The sequence below is a fragment of the Bacteroidota bacterium genome (genome assembly GCA_016718825.1).
Lineage (GTDB): Bacteria > Bacteroidota > Bacteroidia > J057 > JADKCL01 > JADKCL01.
In genome coordinates, this window is record JADKCL010000043.1 from 1 (window position 1) to 16,355 (window position 16,355).

A 16,355-nucleotide genomic window follows, 5' to 3' on the forward strand; every position below is an offset into this window, starting at 1 on the left:
GATCGACGAGGGGCATTACAAGGACATTTCCGCCTCGAAGGGCCGTAGCGTGGGGGATCAATTCGCGCATATTCACAATGTCAGGTTGATGTGGCTCAAGGCTGCCGCGCCGGATTTGATGGCTTCCGTCGCCAAAATCGAGAAGGAGATGCCGTTGAACCGTGAATTTCTACAGACCCAACTCAAGGAAAGTGCCGCGCCATGGCTTTGTTGCTTGAACGGCATTCGCGGAGGGCAAAGTCAAGGGCTTTAAACCGCATCCAGCTGCATTTTTGAGTTACCTGATCTCCCATGAAAGCCATCACCGCGGGCAAATCCTGCTTGCGCTCAAACAATCCGGACATGCCGTGGATCAGAAAACGCAATTTGGACTCTGGGAATGGGGAGTGCGGTAGTTTGATTTTTTTCACGCGTCGGTGGCGCTATGACCACGCGGTGTGTGCGCGCCTTGTCATTTCGAGCGAAGCGAGAAATCTCTGCGTTTCGTAGCACCAGGTGTGTTTCAACAATGCTGGACGGATTTCGGTCTGCGTGGTGTTGCTGTGCATCGGGTGTATCTGCGTTTTCAGATTCCTCGTCGCTCCGCTCCGTCGGAATGACATACGGGGCTCCGCTCCGTCGGAATGACATAGGGCCTGCTCCGTCGGAATTACGATAGGGCCCCCCGAAAAACCTTTCTCCCATTCTCTTGTTCTAGTATTCAATATAATTATTGAATAGATCAAAAAATCATTACCTTTGCATCACCTCAACGGAAATCAATATGTCCACCAACACATATAAAGAACGCATTTACCAAGAGTTTTCACGGGTCGCCTTGGCTTTGGCGCATCCTAAGCGGTTGGAATTGATGGACTTGCTTTCGCAGCGTGCTTTTGGCGTCGAAGAATTGTCGCGCGAAATCGGCATGTCCATCGCGAGCACCTCGCAGCATTTGCAGGTGCTCAAGTCAGCGCGCATCGTGTCCACGCGCCGCCAAGGCAACTTCATTTACTACAGCATCGCCGACGAAAGCATCCTCCGTTTGCTTGCCGATGTCAAGGAAGTCGCGCACCGTCAATTCGCAGAAATCGACCGCATTCTCCAGGACTTCAAGCAAGAAAAGGAACTGCTCGACTGCTTGACCTTGGACGCGTTTCTGCAGAAATCACGTTCAGAGGAAGTTGTTTTGCTCGACGTGCGGCCTGCCGACGAATTTGCGGCGGGGCATATTCCCGGGGCGATTTCGATGCCGGTCGAGCAACTGCCCGCAAGGCTCGCCGAATTGCCGCGTGATTCCTCGATCGTGGCGTATTGCCGCGGGCCGCTTTGTGTGATGGCGGCGGATGCGGTGAAGATTCTCCGCGAAAATGCCTATCAAGCGCAACGATTGGAGGACGGTGTCGTCGAATGGAAATTGAGTTTGCCTGAAAATCACAACAACTAAGCGATGAAACTCGGACTCAAGGAAAATATTGGTCAATTTTTGCTGCTGATTCTGGTGAATGCCTTTGTCGGCGGCATGGTCGGCTTGGAGCGTTCGATTTTGCCACAAATCGCCGAGGCCGAATTCCATATCGCGGCAAGCACGGCGGTTTTGTCGTTTATCGTTGTCTTTGGTTTGGTCAAAGCGCTGACGAATTATTTTACCGGCGCCCTCGCCAACCGGCTGGGCCGCAAGAACTTGCTGGTCATCGGATGGCTGTTTGCCCTGCCCGTTCCGTGGATTTTGATGCAGGCCAATGACTGGAATTGGATCGTCGCCGCGAATGTTTTGCTGGGCATCAACCAAGGATTGGCTTGGTCGAGCACCGTCGTGATGAAAATCGACCTCGTCGGCGAAAAGAACCGCGGTTTGGCCATGGGGCTCAATGAATTCGCAGGTTATCTCTCTGTCGCCATCGTGGCCTTTTTGACAGGATGGATTGCCAGCGAATTTGGCCTTCGACCTTATCCATTTTACCTCGGAATCGGTCTTTCCCTTGCTGGATTGCTGGTTTCCTGGATCTGGGTGCGCGATACACGGGGACATGTGGCAATGGAAACTGCTTCGAATGGCATTCCCCGATTGAAGCATGTTTTTTGGGACACCCTCGTCCGCGACCGCAATTTGAGTTCGGTGACGCAAGCCGGCTTGGTCAACAACCTCAACGATGGCATGGTTTGGGGATTGTTTCCCATTCTGCTGGCCAACAAACACTTCCAACTCGCTGAAATCGGATTGGTCACCGCGATTTATCCGGCAGTTTGGGGCATCGGGCAATTGGTGACGGGCAAAATGTCGGACCATTTCTGCAAAAAGAGTTTGCTGTTTTGGGGAATGCTCCTGCAGGGATTGACCCTGCTGGGAATGGCTTTTGCAACTACCTTAGGGCATTTTATCGTGCTTTCGGCGATGTTGGGTTGGGGAACGGCGATGGTGTATCCGACATTTTTGGCAACGATCGCCGAGAATACGCATCCGATGGACCGGGCACAAAGTCTGGGTGTTTTCCGTTTTTGGCGCGATTTGGGCTATGCGATCGGGGCCATTCTCACGGGTTTGGTGGCGGATGCCTTGGGCATTCAAGCGTCCATTTTGCTTGTGGGATTGCTGACGGTGGCTTCGGCAGTGGTGATCGACCGGAGGATGCGTTGTCGCACGGATTCGCCCAAGTTGATGGATTGGATTTGGAAAAAAGACAAGAAAAAGGATGGAAACGAAATGGTGAGTTGCCGAAGCCACAGGTGAAATTTGGTCGTCCCGCGTCGGTGGCGCTCTAACCACGCGGTGTGTGCGCCATGCTTGTCCTTTTCAAGCGCCCACCTTGTCATTTCGAGCACCCCTCACCGTCATTTCGAGCACCCCCGCCGTCATTTCGAGCGAAGCGAGAAATCTCTGAGTTTCGTACCACCCGTTGTGTTCCCAGGCGGCGGTAGGGGCTGGGGTTCACCACTGCTGCTTTTTCACGTCAGGTGTATCCGGTGTTTCCAGATTCCTCGTCGTCCGCTCCATCGGAATGACGAAATGGCGCGGGGACCGCTTACGCAGGTATCCGGTGATCCGCGCTCCGCCCGTCGATTGACGAAATAGCGTCAGGGAGCTTACACCACTTTTTCACGTCAGGTGTATCTGCGTTTTCAGATTCCTCGTCGCTCCGCTCCGTCGGAATGACAAAAGGGGCTCCGCTCCGTCGGAAGGACGAAAAGCGCCCCCGACGCGGTTCAAACTCAAACAATCCCCAATCCCATCGCCACCGAAATCTTGTCGCAGAAACGGAAAGCCGCGTGAAGTCCACCATGCAGCTCAGGAAATTTGATGGCGAATCCTGGTGTGCAAGGGTCCTTGGTTTTACTGCTCTGATATTTTATTGGATTTTTTGGGATGAATTGTGCAAATTTCAGATTCATAAGAATTTGTCACCATTTTAAATCCAATGACCTTCATGAAAACGAAACTTGTTTCTTTCTTTGGTCTACTATGCTTGACAACCTTTGTTGGTTGCTCTAAGGAGCAAGTGCTTAATGATGTGACTTCAAAGAATTCCACTTTGTCCAGCTTATGACGGACATTGGGACAATAAAACTTCTTCCACACTGTACCCCTAATTGGTAGCCTTCAGTCTTGCATTGGTTTGGTGCTCCCAACGCATGCGAGACGGGATTCTTAGAGGAAATTCCAACGGTGCAATCCATGGTGGAAAACAATTCAATTGAATGGGCGTGAGGATTTCGCAGTATATGAAAGCAACAGTTTTGAAATTCTTTATCCTTTTGATGGTTTTCTACCCGAAATTCCTGTTGGGTCAAGATACAATCCCGCTGACTTCAAGTCGCTATATCTCGGGCAATTCAATCTTCATCGGCACCTCATCGGGCGGGGTCGTTGCCTACAAGCGCGAACCTTTGACGAATCAGAAGTTGATCGAGAGCCAAATTCAAATTGATCCGCGAATCGGATATTTTCCTACGCGTTTCCTAGCTATCGGGGCCACTTATACCTATGGCTGGCGAGGAGGGAATCTGAGCCCGCATTTTCATTGGCATGAGGTGGGTGGCTTTGCGCGGTTTTATTTATTCATGAAAAACCGGGATCGTCTACTTGAAGTAGATACGATCACGCCGCCGCCTTTCCTGGGATTGTTTAAAAAATCAAGTATGGAGACAAAAAGGTTTCTTGCCCTCAACATTTATCCTTTTTTCGAATTCACTTGGGCGTACGGAAACATTCGCCAGCGACAGGACGGCAGCGTCGTCTTATATCCTCGTCTCAATCAGCCCGCACTTTATTGGAAAGTGGGCTTCCAAGCACGCTTCCTGAAGCGATTCTATGCGCAGATGGCCCCTACGCTAGCATTTTTTCCTTTCCAGCAAGGACGTGCAAGGCATAAATTTGGAATCAACTCAGGGCTTGATTTTATTCTTCCATTGAAGCGTAGTCATTGATAATATGGGAAAGCGATTATTTTTAGGAATATGCCTGTTGCTCATCTTTGTAGGTCAAGTTATTGGCCAAAAGGTGGCCACTGACAGTTCATATGCACCACGCTTGGTGGTCGGTTCCTCATTGACTTATATTTGGGGGGATCCCACCTCGGGACATTTCAAGGAATTCACGTGGGCAAAAAATATAGCCTTTTCACCTTTTAAAGGTTTATACATTGGTGTGAACCACCTCAATGTTTGGAATTCCTCAGACTACACACCTCCACGTAAAGCCATGCTTGTTGGAGGATTTGCACAATACCATCTTGGCAAGTATTCGATCCGTTTTGTTCCGGAATTGGGGTATTATCGTGGTAATTACTGTACTTGTGGGGACGATATCCCGTATCGACGAGAAGGAATCAACTACATTTCAGTCGGAGCCGGTTTTGAGACCAACTTGTACAAGGGCCTCCAACTGGATTTGTCTTTTTTGGTTTATCAACCACTATTACCCAGACATGGATTGAATTATGCTTACAGTTTTACGCAGTACGTAATCGGTCTGAACTATGAGTTTCGCTTTGAGAGAAGGTCCAAAAGCAACAAATTGGAGTAATCCCGAAACTGATGTATTAGCAATTTTGATGCAGGTAAATTCCGCCAGAGGCGAGCGGTCGATCGGCGTGAGGGCCGGAGGCCCACGCCTCAGACAATCCCCAATCCCATCGCCACCGAAATCACGATCAGCATCACCGCTACGAAGGTCTGCACAAACCCCAGCGTCACTTTTTTGAGGAGTTGGTTGCCGAGAATCGAACCGCTGATGCCTGCAAGCGTGGCGATGCCGACGAGGGCAGGTTGTCCATGAGTCCGGCTTCGAGGAATCTTGTCGCATACACGGAAAGCCGCGTGAAATCGACCATGCAGGAAATGACCACGCCTGTGCCGACCAAGGCTTCTTTGGAAAGTCCGGCTTTGACCAAAAATGCCGACCGGAGCGCGCCTTGATTCCCCGACAAGCCGCCAAAAAATCCGCTGAGCAGTCCGCCCAAGGGTAGGAGATTCCTCCCGAATACCACCTTTTTAAATACAGGCAGCAAATCCCAAAGGGCAAAAAAGATCAGCAAAACCGAGACAATCAGCTTAAAAGGCAGCACTTCGAATGTCTTTTCGCCCCAAACCCAAGTGAAAATCGGTCCGGTATCGGCGACGCTGAGCAGGACCCACGAACCCAACAAGGCCGCCAAAACCGCAGGAATCCCGAACCGCAGCAAGGTCTGCCGGTCCGCATGACGTCCAACGAGGAACAATTTGAACAGGCTGTTGCAAAAATGCACGACCCCTGTGAGCGCGATCGCGAGATCCACCGGAAAAAACAGCATGAAGACCGGCGTGAGGATCGTTCCCAGCCCAAACCCCGAAAAAAAGGTCAAAATCGCCGTGAGAAATGCCGCCAACGCGATCAGAACATATTCCATGCCGTGAATATCGGAGGTTTTGGGGGAATTTTGGTGGGGGGCTGTGTATTGATACATGGATCGGCGCAATGGTATGCATAGGATGTCCAAATCGCGGTAGGGACAGGTCGCGACCTGTCCCTACCGCGATGAAAACGAATATCAAAATTGTATTGATATCCCAAACCTCTGCATTCTCTGGCGTGCATCCACCACCACCCACCAAACTTTTTCTGTAACTTGCGCGGCTTATTACTACGATGCTAGTTTATCTGCTTATCGCCTTTGCCGGCAGCTTTTTCTTCAGCAGCTTGGTCACCGCGCCTTTCAAAGACGTGAGCGTGATGCTGCGGCTGCTGTTGGCCTTTCTCGTTTGGGGTATCATGATGGCACTTCCCCCTTTCGCCGCCGCTGGACTTGAGCCAGGCGAAGCACCCACGTCACCTGCACTCCAACTCATTCTCGCACTCCCTTGGTCCTTGCCCTATTTCGCCTCCCTCGGCACTTTTCTGGGTACGGGCGCGCGCTGGTGGACAGGGGCTTGGTGGCGCAACCCCTTCGCGTTTGTCGGCAACTTCGAATTGCGGTTCGCCGCCCGCATTACCTTTCGCGCACAACGTTCCATCTCCAATTTGGTCGTTTGGTTGGGCATTTTGAGCATTTTGCTGGGCGTCGCCGTCATGGAAGTCGCGGTTTCCATCGTCTTCGGCTTCGAAACGGCCATTCAACAAAAAGTCATCGGATTTGGCAGCCACGTTCATATCGGCAACCTCTTGGAAGAACACGAAAGCGAAGTTCAGCCGATTCCCGTGGACAATTCCTTCATTCCACAAGTCGCCGAATTACCCGAAGTCCGCAACGTTTCGCCTTATATTCTGCGTCCGACGATGCTCAAAAGCAAGCTCACGCAGGAGGGCATCGTGCTCAAAGGCGTGGACAGTACCTACGATTGGGACTTTTTCAAGGCGAGCCTTGAGCGCGGCGCGATTCCGGATGTCACCAAAGGGAAACGGTTCAGCCAAGACCTCCTGATCAGCGTCAAAATGGCGAATGTCCTCGATTTGGATACGGGCGACCGCGCATTTGCCTATTTCTTCGAAACCGACGCCGGCATGGCCCGCGTGCGGCAATTCAACATCACGGGCATCTACGAAACGGGCCTCGGCGAATTTGACCAAACGAATGCTTTTTGTGACCTCCGGGCCCTCCGCGAAATCTGGCGCTGGGACTCTTCGGAGGTCATGGGCTACGAAATCTGGCTCAACGACATCGCGCAACTCTCCGAAATCGATCCCGCCGTGGTCAAGATTGAGGATGTTTTGCGCGCCAACGATGCCTTCCAATTCGAAGCGCGGGCCATCACCGCCGAGTATCCCGAACTCTTTGAATGGGTGGCCTTGCAGCATCAAAATGTCTGGTTCATCCTGATTTTGATGGTCGTGATTGCCGTCATCAACATGGTGTCGGTCATCCTGATTTTGATCCTCGAGCGTACGCGCACGATCGGCCTGCTCAAAGCCCTCGGCATGCGCAATCGCCGGATGCAGGACCTTTTTGTGACCAACGCCATGTTCCTGATTTTGATCGGCTTGGCGGCGGGTAACCTCGTTGGACTCGGCCTGATTTGGAGCCAAGATGCCTTCGGATGGCTCGTCGTGGACCAAGAAAGTTACTTCGTCAAGGAAGTGCCCGTCCTCTGGAAATGGGAATGGTTCCTCGCGATCAACTTCGGGGTGCTGGGCGTCTGCACGTTTTTTATGTACCTGCCGGCATGGCTGGTGACAACGATTTCGCCGGTGAAGGCGTTGCGGTTTGAGTGAGGGGTACAACGGAGGCGGTGGCCTGGCCGCAACCGCAAGTCAGCTTCCCCGTTTGATGACCTTTAGCGGCTCGGGAAACTTTCGTTTATCCTTATGAAAATGGAGTTATAAACGAAGGTTTCGTGCACCTTGTGCTAAAAATGCTTAGCTTTTGAGAAAAATGGACTTCGTTTATACAATTGTTGTACACAATTGAAGAGAAATGGGATTTAACATAGGAGTTTCAGCAAACATGGACGACTTTGAAGCAGAAATGGAATGTGATAAGTTTCTTGAACGCACATTTTACAATTGGGTAGTTGAGTTTGATAATTACGGAGACCAATCGTGCATCATTCAAACAGGCAAATATTTTGGAATGGATTTAAAACCATTAACTATTCTGATTTATACCAATGGTGAACTAGATGCTGATTACATACAATCTGGACTTCAAAACACAGATTTCTTAATTGACTTGGTAAGTGAATTGATTAAAAATGTATCTGCTGAAAGGAATTTCATAGAAAAAATACAATATGAAATTAAATCAGGTCCAACTGACGAAGAAAGACAAATGTTGATTAAGGCGATTGGACACGATCCATTTCCAAAATATGAGAATCCAGATCCCAATCCATGGAAAAAATATGTGATGGAAGGAGATTTTTTAGGTCATTTAAATATTCTAAAAGAAAGTCTTGAATGCTTCAAATCAAAAGGGCAAAAAAAAGTATTCTTAACAGCTGGATAAATAAAACTGTGTACAACAATGTATATAAAAAATAGGCGAAACAGTACTAAAATCAAGTCTTTTGGCTTGTATCAAAGCTTGTTCTTAACCGAAAGTTTGGTGCTTCGTAACCGCCTACTTTTCATATACTAACCGTTGGTTGACTTTTGCCGGTCGGGTTCAAGACAAAAGGCAGGGCGCGCTAAGACAGGAAGAGACGAATGAATGAAAGAGAAATAATCATCAGCTCTTTGCACGAAGAGTTTTGCAGATCAGAAATGAATCCGATTAGGAAGAGTGACAGAATCATATTCTCGCCATTGGGATTTGAATTTCGGATAGCCAATTATGAGGCAACGAGAAATGACAATGGAATGATTCTGGATGTTGTATTCGAAGCTGCCCAAATTGATAATGTATCAACTGGACTATGTGTCCACTCTATCGGGTCCGGGAAAACGATTGAAGAGGCTTCAAGAGGAGCTGCGCATCAATGGTTTGCAGGAGTTTTTCCAGTCCTGCATAGCTACTCTTCAGATCACGATACCGACCTTGGGGTAAAAAAGGCTGAATTCCTGGTCGAAGATACAGAAACAAAGAGGAGATACGGATGGAAGGCGCATCTTGGTCAAGTGATAGCGATCGCATACGGGGAAGGCTATTCACCCGAAGAGATCGACCAATTGGAGCTCTTCCAGGCGATTTTCAACGAAATCAGCGCTGTTACCGCTCATGAATCAATCATGTGGTTGGAAATGTTCGCCGCACAATATCCTGATGGAAAAGTTGATGCTACCTGTATTCTTAGAAATCAGAAATGGGAGGATGGCCGAATTGCGTTACTCCGCTATGCATCACAATGGCCAAACCAGAGCAAACAATTACTGAGCAGACGACAATTCATCATTTTGGAACCCGTCAAACAGAACATGGTTAACGCAGAATTGGGAATGAAGCTTGACGAGCATGTTTCGTCGAAGAAGTCCCTGTTCTCAAGGTTATTACGTAGAAACAAATGATTGGATGATTCTGAGAAATTCAGGAGGAAGCGCGCCAGAGGGGAGAACCCGACCGGCAAAAGTCAACCAACAAAGGTGTGGACGGTCCGGACTTTGCCAAATACCCGCTGACTAATGGATGGGGTTTGTAGGCGGGCACTTCGCCATACCTCGAACGTTAGCCACCCCCCCTCAAATCATCACCTCCATCGCAGCTAGCATCTTCGACACAAAGGAATCCCCTGAATTAGAAATCGCAAGGTTGACAATTTCAACGTAGGCGTAGAGATCCGTGAGTTTGTAGAATTGGAACCAGATAATCTTCGCCAAAAGCATTGAACCCTAGATGTTGCTCAATGCATTAGAATTGCAATATTTCCGTGCAGGGTTTTCCCTTCGTCATTTTGAAGCGTGTAGCGATAGATGCCGGACGGAACATCGAGATCGAGGTCCAAGGTCTTGGAGTCAATCGATCGCTGCAAGATGACCTGTCCATTCTGATTGATAATGGTCAGTTCGCCTTTGGAAATCGGGAAATCCATCTTGAAGGAGCCATTGGAAGGGTTAGGGTAAACCCGAGTTTTATCGTGCACCGGCTCATTGGCGGAGACGTTGGTACAGAAAATGGCTCCAGCATTCAAATCGGAAAACTGTTGCAAGTTAGGTGTGGAGACCATCACGGTCTGCATCGAATAGGTAATGGATTCATTGTATTCGGGGATGACCAGGCTTTCCACAGTCATTGCAATGGTGGAGTCGATGCATCCCACTTCACCGATAGGGTCGGATTTGAGCAAGATTGTGCGAAGGGCCCCGAAACTATTGCTTCCGAGCAACATCGCAAATCCGCTGTCGGGTGCTTGCACCATCCCATAAGGCGAATCGCTCGCACTGCCTCCATATTGCCGCGAATGGATCAAGTTTCCATTCCCATCGATCTCGATCAATACGGATTGCAGTGAATTGTCCACCGTAGGCACATTTGCCAACATTGCAATTCCACCGGCCATGGTTTGCCAGAGATCAACGGCATGCGGCGGAAGGGGGAACCGGTAACGATTCGTCCAGATCCTATTTCCAAGGCTGTCGGTTTTGGTTGCAAAAATATGGTACTGCTGCAACGGATCTTGCAAATAGGTTTGGCCACCAAAGATGATTCCATGGTCAGCTGTTTCGATCAAATTGGTAGCGCCGCCTTCTTCCCGGGTCTTTGTCCATAGGAGTTGGCCATTGGCGTTCAATTTGAGGAGGTTGAAACGTCCAAAGGTGAGTTCCCAAGCGCTTGCGAGAAAGCCTCCGTCGCTTGTGGGAGTTATACCGTAAGCGATTCGATCCCAAGTGTTGCCGAAGGTGCTCGCCCAAACGACATTTCCCAAAGAATCGATTCGGATAATAAAGGCTTGCATGTCAGGAGTGTAGCTATAGGTATAGCCAGAGATTACTGCTCCTCCATCATTCGTCAATGCCATGTCCAGCGAATAGTCATCCTCTGTCGTTCCATAGGATTTTGACCATAATACATCGCCTTGGGCATCTAATTTGACCACAAGGATATCGGAATTGAGGCTGTTCGTGTCCTGCGTTTGCCCTACGATTAGCAATTCTCCATTGGGAAGTTCGCGAACCCTTTGCGCAGATTCGTTGCCGAGTCCTCCATAAGCCTTTGCCCACAGGAAGTCTCCATTTGCGTCTGTATTGAGCAGGTACATGCCCCAATTCGAATGGCTGAAGTGGGTAGCGCCACACATGAGATAGCCATTGTCATGACGCAGCTGCAGATCAATGCAATAGTCGTAGGGGTCATTCCCATAGCTGCGGACAAATTGTATGGATTGTGCTGGGATTTGGGACGTCCCGCAGAATAAGATGAGTGCAATCCTGAAAAGGGTGGTGAATGGATGATTTGAGGGTATTTTCATTCGGATTCAATCGTGAACTTGCCGCGGAAAAATCTGCCTTCTACAGATTGAAGGGTATAACCATAGATCCCCGCTGCTAAATTCAGATGAAATTCCGATAGAGATGTAGCCAATTCTTGGTGCACTATCACCTTCCCTTGCATATTCACAATCGTCAACAATCCTTTCTCGACGGGAAATTCCATCTTGAAGCGCCCATCCAGAAAGTTTGGATACACCGAGACCACTTCCGCACCCGTACCCTCTTCCATTCCGACCACCATCGTACACCCAAACCCTGCCAACTGCGTCTGCAGTGCATTCCTTCGACCGATGATAAAATCCTTCAAGCCAGGGATTTGTCCCATCGGACCGCTGCTGATCGGTTGGGTCAGATTGGTCTCAAATTGCTGATTGGTGTACATTTTATTGGGGTCTGCATACACATCGGCACGAATCAGATTGGCAAGGCTGTCCACAATCGGATAAAGGTGGGCCGTGGTGAAGTCGTAGGTCGCAAATTCGCAGAGCCGATCGACGTAGGCATCATGGTAAGTCGTATTTTGGAGCATGTTGTTGGTGAGCGGGCGGCTATTCGGAGGATTGGGAATAAAAAACGGCGTTAATGTCTGAATTCCAGGCCATCCCTGACCCATTTGAAAATTCCCGAAAGCCTCGTTGACGTCCCAAGAAATGAATTTGAAGCGGTTTTCGGTGGTGTCGTGGTAGAGGTAATAATTGTGTCCCGAACCCTGATACGAATCCAAGTTGGAAAAGAGAATGTTGGACGCCCAAACATCGATGAAGGTCTGCGTATCCAAAACGCGTTCGAGGGAATCGCGCAAATTTTGGCTCGGCGTATTGTTGATCACGTCGATCAGGTGCACCAAATCCGTCCAATCATTGGCGGTTTCATTGGTTTTGAGTTCGTATTTGGCATAATAGGAGGATGGCAAATTCCCGAACCATTGCAGGCTTCCTTGCGGATCGCCTTTGAAAAGATTGCCGTCGTTGTCGCCAAATCGATCGGTGAGAAAGGTTTTGTTGACCTGCTCGACGAGCGTGTACAGGCCCCAATACGTGCCATTCAGGTACACGCGGGCGTAGGTGCAGCGGGGCGCGGGCACGCCATTGCGCCTGCAAAAGTCCAGCATCATCTTTTCGCGGATCATCGTCGGATCCTTGAATCCGTTGTTGAGGTTAATGGTCTTGAGGCCATCGAATTTCTGCGAAACATATTCGTCAAAGGCAATTTTCATCGACTTTTTGACGCCGGGATAGCTGTTGTAGGAGGAATTGCCCTTGAGTTGAATGCCGATCGAATCCCGAATCGTGCCGTCGATCACGACTTTGGCCATCATGAACTTGTCGAGCGGCTTGTAAGCTGTCAGCGAATCCCAAAATCCAGGTTGGGTGAAGGTCACCTGCACGTCGTGGATGCCCGGGACGTCAAACAAGGCGTCGCCGTCGGTGGATTGGGCCAAAACTTGCACAGGGATGCCTACGGCCAAGAAAAGAAACATTCCTATAAACAGCCATCGTGTGACTTGCTGTCTTAAACAAAGGGGTGATTCAAATTTCATCTGAACAAATTAGAAATTTTCCTGAATTCTGGCAAGATGGCTGCCGTTAGGTAAAGCTGATTCGAAAGGCATCGAATCTCCGCTTTGCAAGCACTTCCTTGGATGGGTAACCAGTTTTTGAAGACCTAGCCTCAGATTTCCCGTCGCCGACAACGCTGAATTTTGCGCCTTCAAGACAGTTTCGTTGATTCTCGCATGATAGTAAAACTATTTCAAGAAAAAGGAGTTGTGCGATAAAAGAAAGGTGTACTAACTTCGGAAAACATAAGAAGTTAGATTTGGTCAACACAAGGGGTAAATGAAAGCGATGGACCATCTGAGTTTCTTGAGGGAAGTAGGAACGAGGAATCCCACGTCTTGTGCGCGAAGTGATGCTGCGGCAATGACTGTGTGTGCGTACTACGAGGTGAATCGATTTTCGCTGTCGCTGCCGACGACGTTGTATTCGACGCAAGACAAAAACAATCGTCCTGCCTGATAATGTATAATCCTGAATTCGAAAATATGATACTTGAAAGCGCTGTTATGGAAAAAGAACTGAATATTAAGCTCATCGAAGGCAACTTCAAAATGGAAGATGGCAATCAACTGCTCTTGGAATTGCTCCGTTTTAAGATCAATTACCACGATCGTCGTCTATTCAGCGACTTTGTACGTGAGGGAGAGGATATTTCCAACTCAAAACATCGTCTCGAGCAGTTGAATAGGTCGCTTTCTGATCTGCGCAGCTTCATCGCCAATGCGGAAGATGCTGGGCAGCACGTTGACATCGATTGTACGATTCACATTCGGAAGAGTTAGGCTTGGGAGGTTGAAGTTTGTTCGGGTAATGGATTCTAATGCATTGAATTAGAATCCATTATCATTTTCGCGCGTTGTTTTGAGATCCGTCTAGTGAACGCTTCAGCCAATGCTCCATCAGCCTAGCTGCCATGCTGAGTTCCCATCTTCGTTTCCTTTTGGAGGATGTGGATCAATTCGCTGATGCCGTATAGTTCATAAACTCGGGCATCGTTTCCGAGTTGTTCGTTCCGGAAATCAACGAATACCGTCGGTGTTTGTTGATCCACTTGCGAATCGACGAATCCGAGCCATTCGCCATTGGAACCTTGAATTTTGATGTTTTCGACGATGCATTTGTCGTATTCGCCGATGGCTTTGAGGTTTTGCCAGCGTGTCCACTGAATGGGCGGCAAGAGCCGTTGGTCCCCGTCGTTTCCGGTCACCACAAAACGCAGTCCTTCGGCATCCCGAAACACGCTGAGTTTGGGTTGACCTTGGCGGTTGTCGATTCGCAGACCGATAAAGCCAATCAAAATGCCCACTACGCCGATGCCGAACAGCGTTCCCACGAGGAGATCCGGCTTTCCCCATTGGTTGCCATGCACGAAATATTCGACGATTCCGACGATCACAAAGAGCCATCCGCCAATAAACAGGAGGAGCAAGTTGCTCACGCGCCGTTCATTCGCAGTCGGGAAAACAATGGATTCGAAGACTTTCATGGGCAAATTACCACGCAAACAAAGCTAACGAACTGGCCTTGAAACGCAAATCCAAGCCCTTCCGCCCAAAGCGTTTAAAACCTTAACTTGCACCAAAATGTGGTTGATTCTCCTTTCCGCCGTCACCATCCTGCAAGTAGCCATTTTCGCGCTGCTCACCTCGGCATGGAAAACAAGGAAGGAAAATGCCCATCGGCAAAACCCTCAAAAGGAATTCGGCCCACAACAATCTCCACTTTCCAATATTCACTATTCACTTTTAACTTTTAACTCTCCACTCTCCACTCTCCACAACGAAGATTCAAGTGATCTCCCTCAAAATGGCGGCATTTCCGTTCTCATCGCCGCAAAAAACGAAGCAGAAAACCTAAAACGCTTTCTCCCAAGTGTCCTTAATCAAGATTTTCGCGGCAACTACGAAGTCATTGTCGCCTTGGACCGCTGTACGGATGCTTCAGAAAGCATTGTTGCCGAACTGCAAACCCGACATCCGCATTTGAAAAGCATCGTGATCGACAGCCTTCCCGAGGGCTGGACTGGGAAAAAATACGCCTTGCAGCAAGCCATTCAAACCGCCCGCTACGATTGTTTGGCCTTTACCGATGCCGACTGCGAATTGCCTCCGCTTTGGCTTGACGGGATGGCGCAGGAATTTGCAAAAGGCAACGACCTCGTCTTGGGTGTGAGTCCGTATGCGCCTGCGAATGGTTTTCTCAACCTGCTCATTCGCTTTGAAACGTGGATGACGGCCATTCTCTATATCGGTTTGGCAAGGTTGGGCCTGCCCTACATGGCCGTCGGACGCAGTTTGGGCTATCGGAAATCATGGTTTGAAGCCGTCGGCGGATTCAAGGACATCGCCCATCGGCTTTCTGGAGACGATGATCTGTTGGTGAATCGACATGCCAATCCACGAAAAACAGGCTTTCTGACCGACCTCGAGACGCAGGTAATTTCGCTGCCGAAAACGACTTGGCGGGATTGGATGCGGCAGAAGATTCGGCATGGCAGTGCTGGTTCGGCGTACAAGCCGGCTTCGATGCTGATTTTGTCAGTGATTCATGGGCTGCATCTGATTTTTTATCTATCTTTGATCGTTGTTCTTTGCGTGCAGCCCGCCTTTGGCTGGGCCCTGATGATCTACCTCCTGCGAACGGCCGCCATGATTGCGATTTTGGCCTCGTTGCCGTGGAGAAACAAAGTCGCCCTCCTTGTTGCTTTCCCGCTCCTGGATGTCGCTTACCTCATCTACCTCGCCCTTTTGGCTCCGGCAGCTGCACTCATCCAACCTAAATGGAACTGAAATACAATGGCGGAAGCGTCTAAAAATACAAAGGACGATCTCGAACTCGTCAAACGGGCTGCGGAGAAGGATCCCAAGGCTTATGAGAAGCTGTTGAAAAAGTACCGCAAGTCGGTCTATTACATGCTGCTCAAGATGGTCAACAACACGGATGATGCCGAGGACTTGACCCAGGAAGCATTCGCCAAGGCCTTCAATTCGCTGCATAAATTCGACTCCAAATACGCCTTCAGCACTTGGCTGTTTCGTATTGCCACCAACAATTGCATCGACTTCATCCGGAAAAAGCGGGTGCAGACGGTGAGCATTGACACCTCCTACGAAAACGACGAAGGCGACAGCTTTCAGTTTGACATCAAGGACCCCGATGACAATCCCGACGAAGTGATGCTGCGCAAGCAACGCAAGGAATATCTGAGCATTGCCGTCGAAAAGCTTCCCGAGAAGTACAAAAAGCTCGTTGATCTGCGGTATTTCCAAGAATTGAGCTACGAAGAAGTCGCCGTAGAACTCAATCTGCCCCTCGGCACCGTCAAAGCCCAACTCTTCCGCGCCCGGGAATTGCTCGCAAACGAGCTGAAGTACCTGGAAGGCAAAATGTAATGGAATGGAGAATGGAAAATGAATAATGGAGAATTCTCCATTTTCAATTTTCCATTTTCAATTCTCCATTTTCAATTCTCAATTTTCCAT

At 49.3% G+C, this 16,355-nt stretch carries 15 protein-coding genes and 2 pseudogenes; 12 read left to right on the top strand and 5 right to left on the bottom strand.

Going from position 1 to position 16,355, the window contains the following annotated elements:
* The 4 genes and pseudogenes from IPN95_27005 to IPN95_27020 form a co-directional block, all read left to right on the top strand.
* Positions 1-253: hypothetical protein (locus tag IPN95_27005; protein MBK9453004.1), on the top strand; the 253-nt coding region annotated here is incomplete at its 5' end.
* A 1-nt stretch (position 254) separates the two neighbouring features.
* Positions 255-395, top strand: a pseudogene (locus IPN95_27010) (damage-inducible protein DinB).
* Positions 396-763: 368 nt separating this feature from the next.
* Positions 764-1,426 (top strand): metalloregulator ArsR/SmtB family transcription factor, encoded by a 663-nt coding sequence (locus IPN95_27015; GenBank protein ID MBK9453005.1) that lies wholly within the window; start codon positions 764-766, stop codon positions 1,424-1,426.
* A 3-nt stretch (positions 1,427-1,429) separates the two neighbouring features.
* The gene (locus IPN95_27020) at positions 1,430-2,710 is read left to right on the top strand and encodes an MFS transporter (GenBank protein ID MBK9453006.1); all 1,281 of its coding nucleotides are present in this window, start codon (positions 1,430-1,432) and stop codon (positions 2,708-2,710) included.
* Positions 2,711-3,189: 479 nt separating this feature from the next.
* Here IPN95_27020 and IPN95_27025 read toward each other — a convergent pair whose 3' ends face one another.
* On the bottom strand, positions 3,190-3,369 hold the full coding sequence (locus tag IPN95_27025; protein ID MBK9453007.1) for a hypothetical protein: 180 nt from the start codon (positions 3,367-3,369) through the stop codon (positions 3,190-3,192).
* Between the two features lie 330 nt (positions 3,370-3,699).
* On the opposite strand from IPN95_27025, the gene IPN95_27030 reads away from it, so the two are divergent.
* Together IPN95_27030 and IPN95_27035 are read left to right on the top strand one after the other, a co-directional pair.
* A complete protein-coding gene (locus IPN95_27030; protein ID MBK9453008.1) occupies positions 3,700-4,404 on the top strand; it encodes a hypothetical protein in 705 nt (234 codons plus the stop codon).
* 4 nt (positions 4,405-4,408) lie between these two features.
* Entirely contained in the window at positions 4,409-5,002 is a 594-nt protein-coding gene (locus IPN95_27035; GenBank protein ID MBK9453009.1) for a hypothetical protein, read from the top strand.
* 89 nt (positions 5,003-5,091) lie between these two features.
* Here the strand turns inward: IPN95_27035 and IPN95_27040 are convergent.
* Positions 5,092-5,864: pseudogene (locus IPN95_27040) on the bottom strand (sulfite exporter TauE/SafE family protein).
* Between the two features lie 239 nt (positions 5,865-6,103).
* Between IPN95_27040 and IPN95_27045 the strand changes: the two are divergent.
* The 3 genes from IPN95_27045 (at position 6,104) to IPN95_27055 (ending at position 9,394) form a co-directional block, all read left to right on the top strand.
* Entirely contained in the window at positions 6,104-7,663 is a 1,560-nt protein-coding gene (locus IPN95_27045) for an ABC transporter permease (protein ID MBK9453010.1), read from the top strand.
* Positions 7,664-7,865: 202 nt separating this feature from the next.
* On the top strand, positions 7,866-8,396 hold the full coding sequence (locus tag IPN95_27050) for a hypothetical protein (GenBank protein MBK9453011.1): 531 nt from the start codon (positions 7,866-7,868) through the stop codon (positions 8,394-8,396).
* A gap of 200 nt (positions 8,397-8,596) precedes the next feature.
* Positions 8,597-9,394 (top strand): hypothetical protein, encoded by a 798-nt coding sequence (locus IPN95_27055; protein ID MBK9453012.1) that lies wholly within the window; start codon positions 8,597-8,599, stop codon positions 9,392-9,394.
* Between the two features lie 332 nt (positions 9,395-9,726).
* Here the strand turns inward: IPN95_27055 and IPN95_27060 are convergent, their stop codons facing one another.
* Together IPN95_27060 and IPN95_27065 are read right to left on the bottom strand one after the other, a co-directional pair.
* Positions 9,727-11,292, bottom strand: a complete 1,566-nt coding sequence (locus IPN95_27060; protein MBK9453013.1) for a T9SS type A sorting domain-containing protein — start codon at positions 11,290-11,292, stop codon at positions 9,727-9,729.
* Positions 11,289-12,794 (bottom strand): CotH kinase family protein, encoded by a 1,506-nt coding sequence (locus tag IPN95_27065; GenBank protein ID MBK9453014.1) that lies wholly within the window; start codon positions 12,792-12,794, stop codon positions 11,289-11,291. Before IPN95_27065 ends, IPN95_27060 begins: the two co-directional genes overlap by 4 nt.
* 585 nt (positions 12,795-13,379) lie before the next feature.
* Here IPN95_27065 and IPN95_27070 point away from each other — a divergent pair.
* Positions 13,380-13,655 (top strand): hypothetical protein, encoded by a 276-nt coding sequence (locus IPN95_27070; GenBank protein MBK9453015.1) that lies wholly within the window; start codon positions 13,380-13,382, stop codon positions 13,653-13,655.
* 122 nt (positions 13,656-13,777) lie between these two features.
* Here IPN95_27070 and IPN95_27075 read toward each other — a convergent pair whose 3' ends face one another.
* Positions 13,778-14,359: a hypothetical protein gene (locus tag IPN95_27075; protein ID MBK9453016.1), complete on the bottom strand. Its 582-nt coding sequence runs from the start codon at positions 14,357-14,359 to the stop codon at positions 13,778-13,780.
* A gap of 97 nt (positions 14,360-14,456) precedes the next feature.
* Between IPN95_27075 and IPN95_27080 the strand changes: the two genes are divergently transcribed.
* Both IPN95_27080 and IPN95_27085 read left to right on the top strand, forming a co-directional pair.
* Positions 14,457-15,662, top strand: coding sequence for a glycosyltransferase (locus tag IPN95_27080; protein ID MBK9453017.1), 1,206 nt, complete (start codon positions 14,457-14,459; stop codon positions 15,660-15,662).
* Between the two features lie 6 nt (positions 15,663-15,668).
* Complete coding sequence (locus tag IPN95_27085; protein ID MBK9453018.1) at positions 15,669-16,265, top strand: sigma-70 family RNA polymerase sigma factor; 597 nt, start codon at positions 15,669-15,671, stop codon at positions 16,263-16,265.
* Positions 16,266-16,355 lie beyond the last annotated feature (90 nt).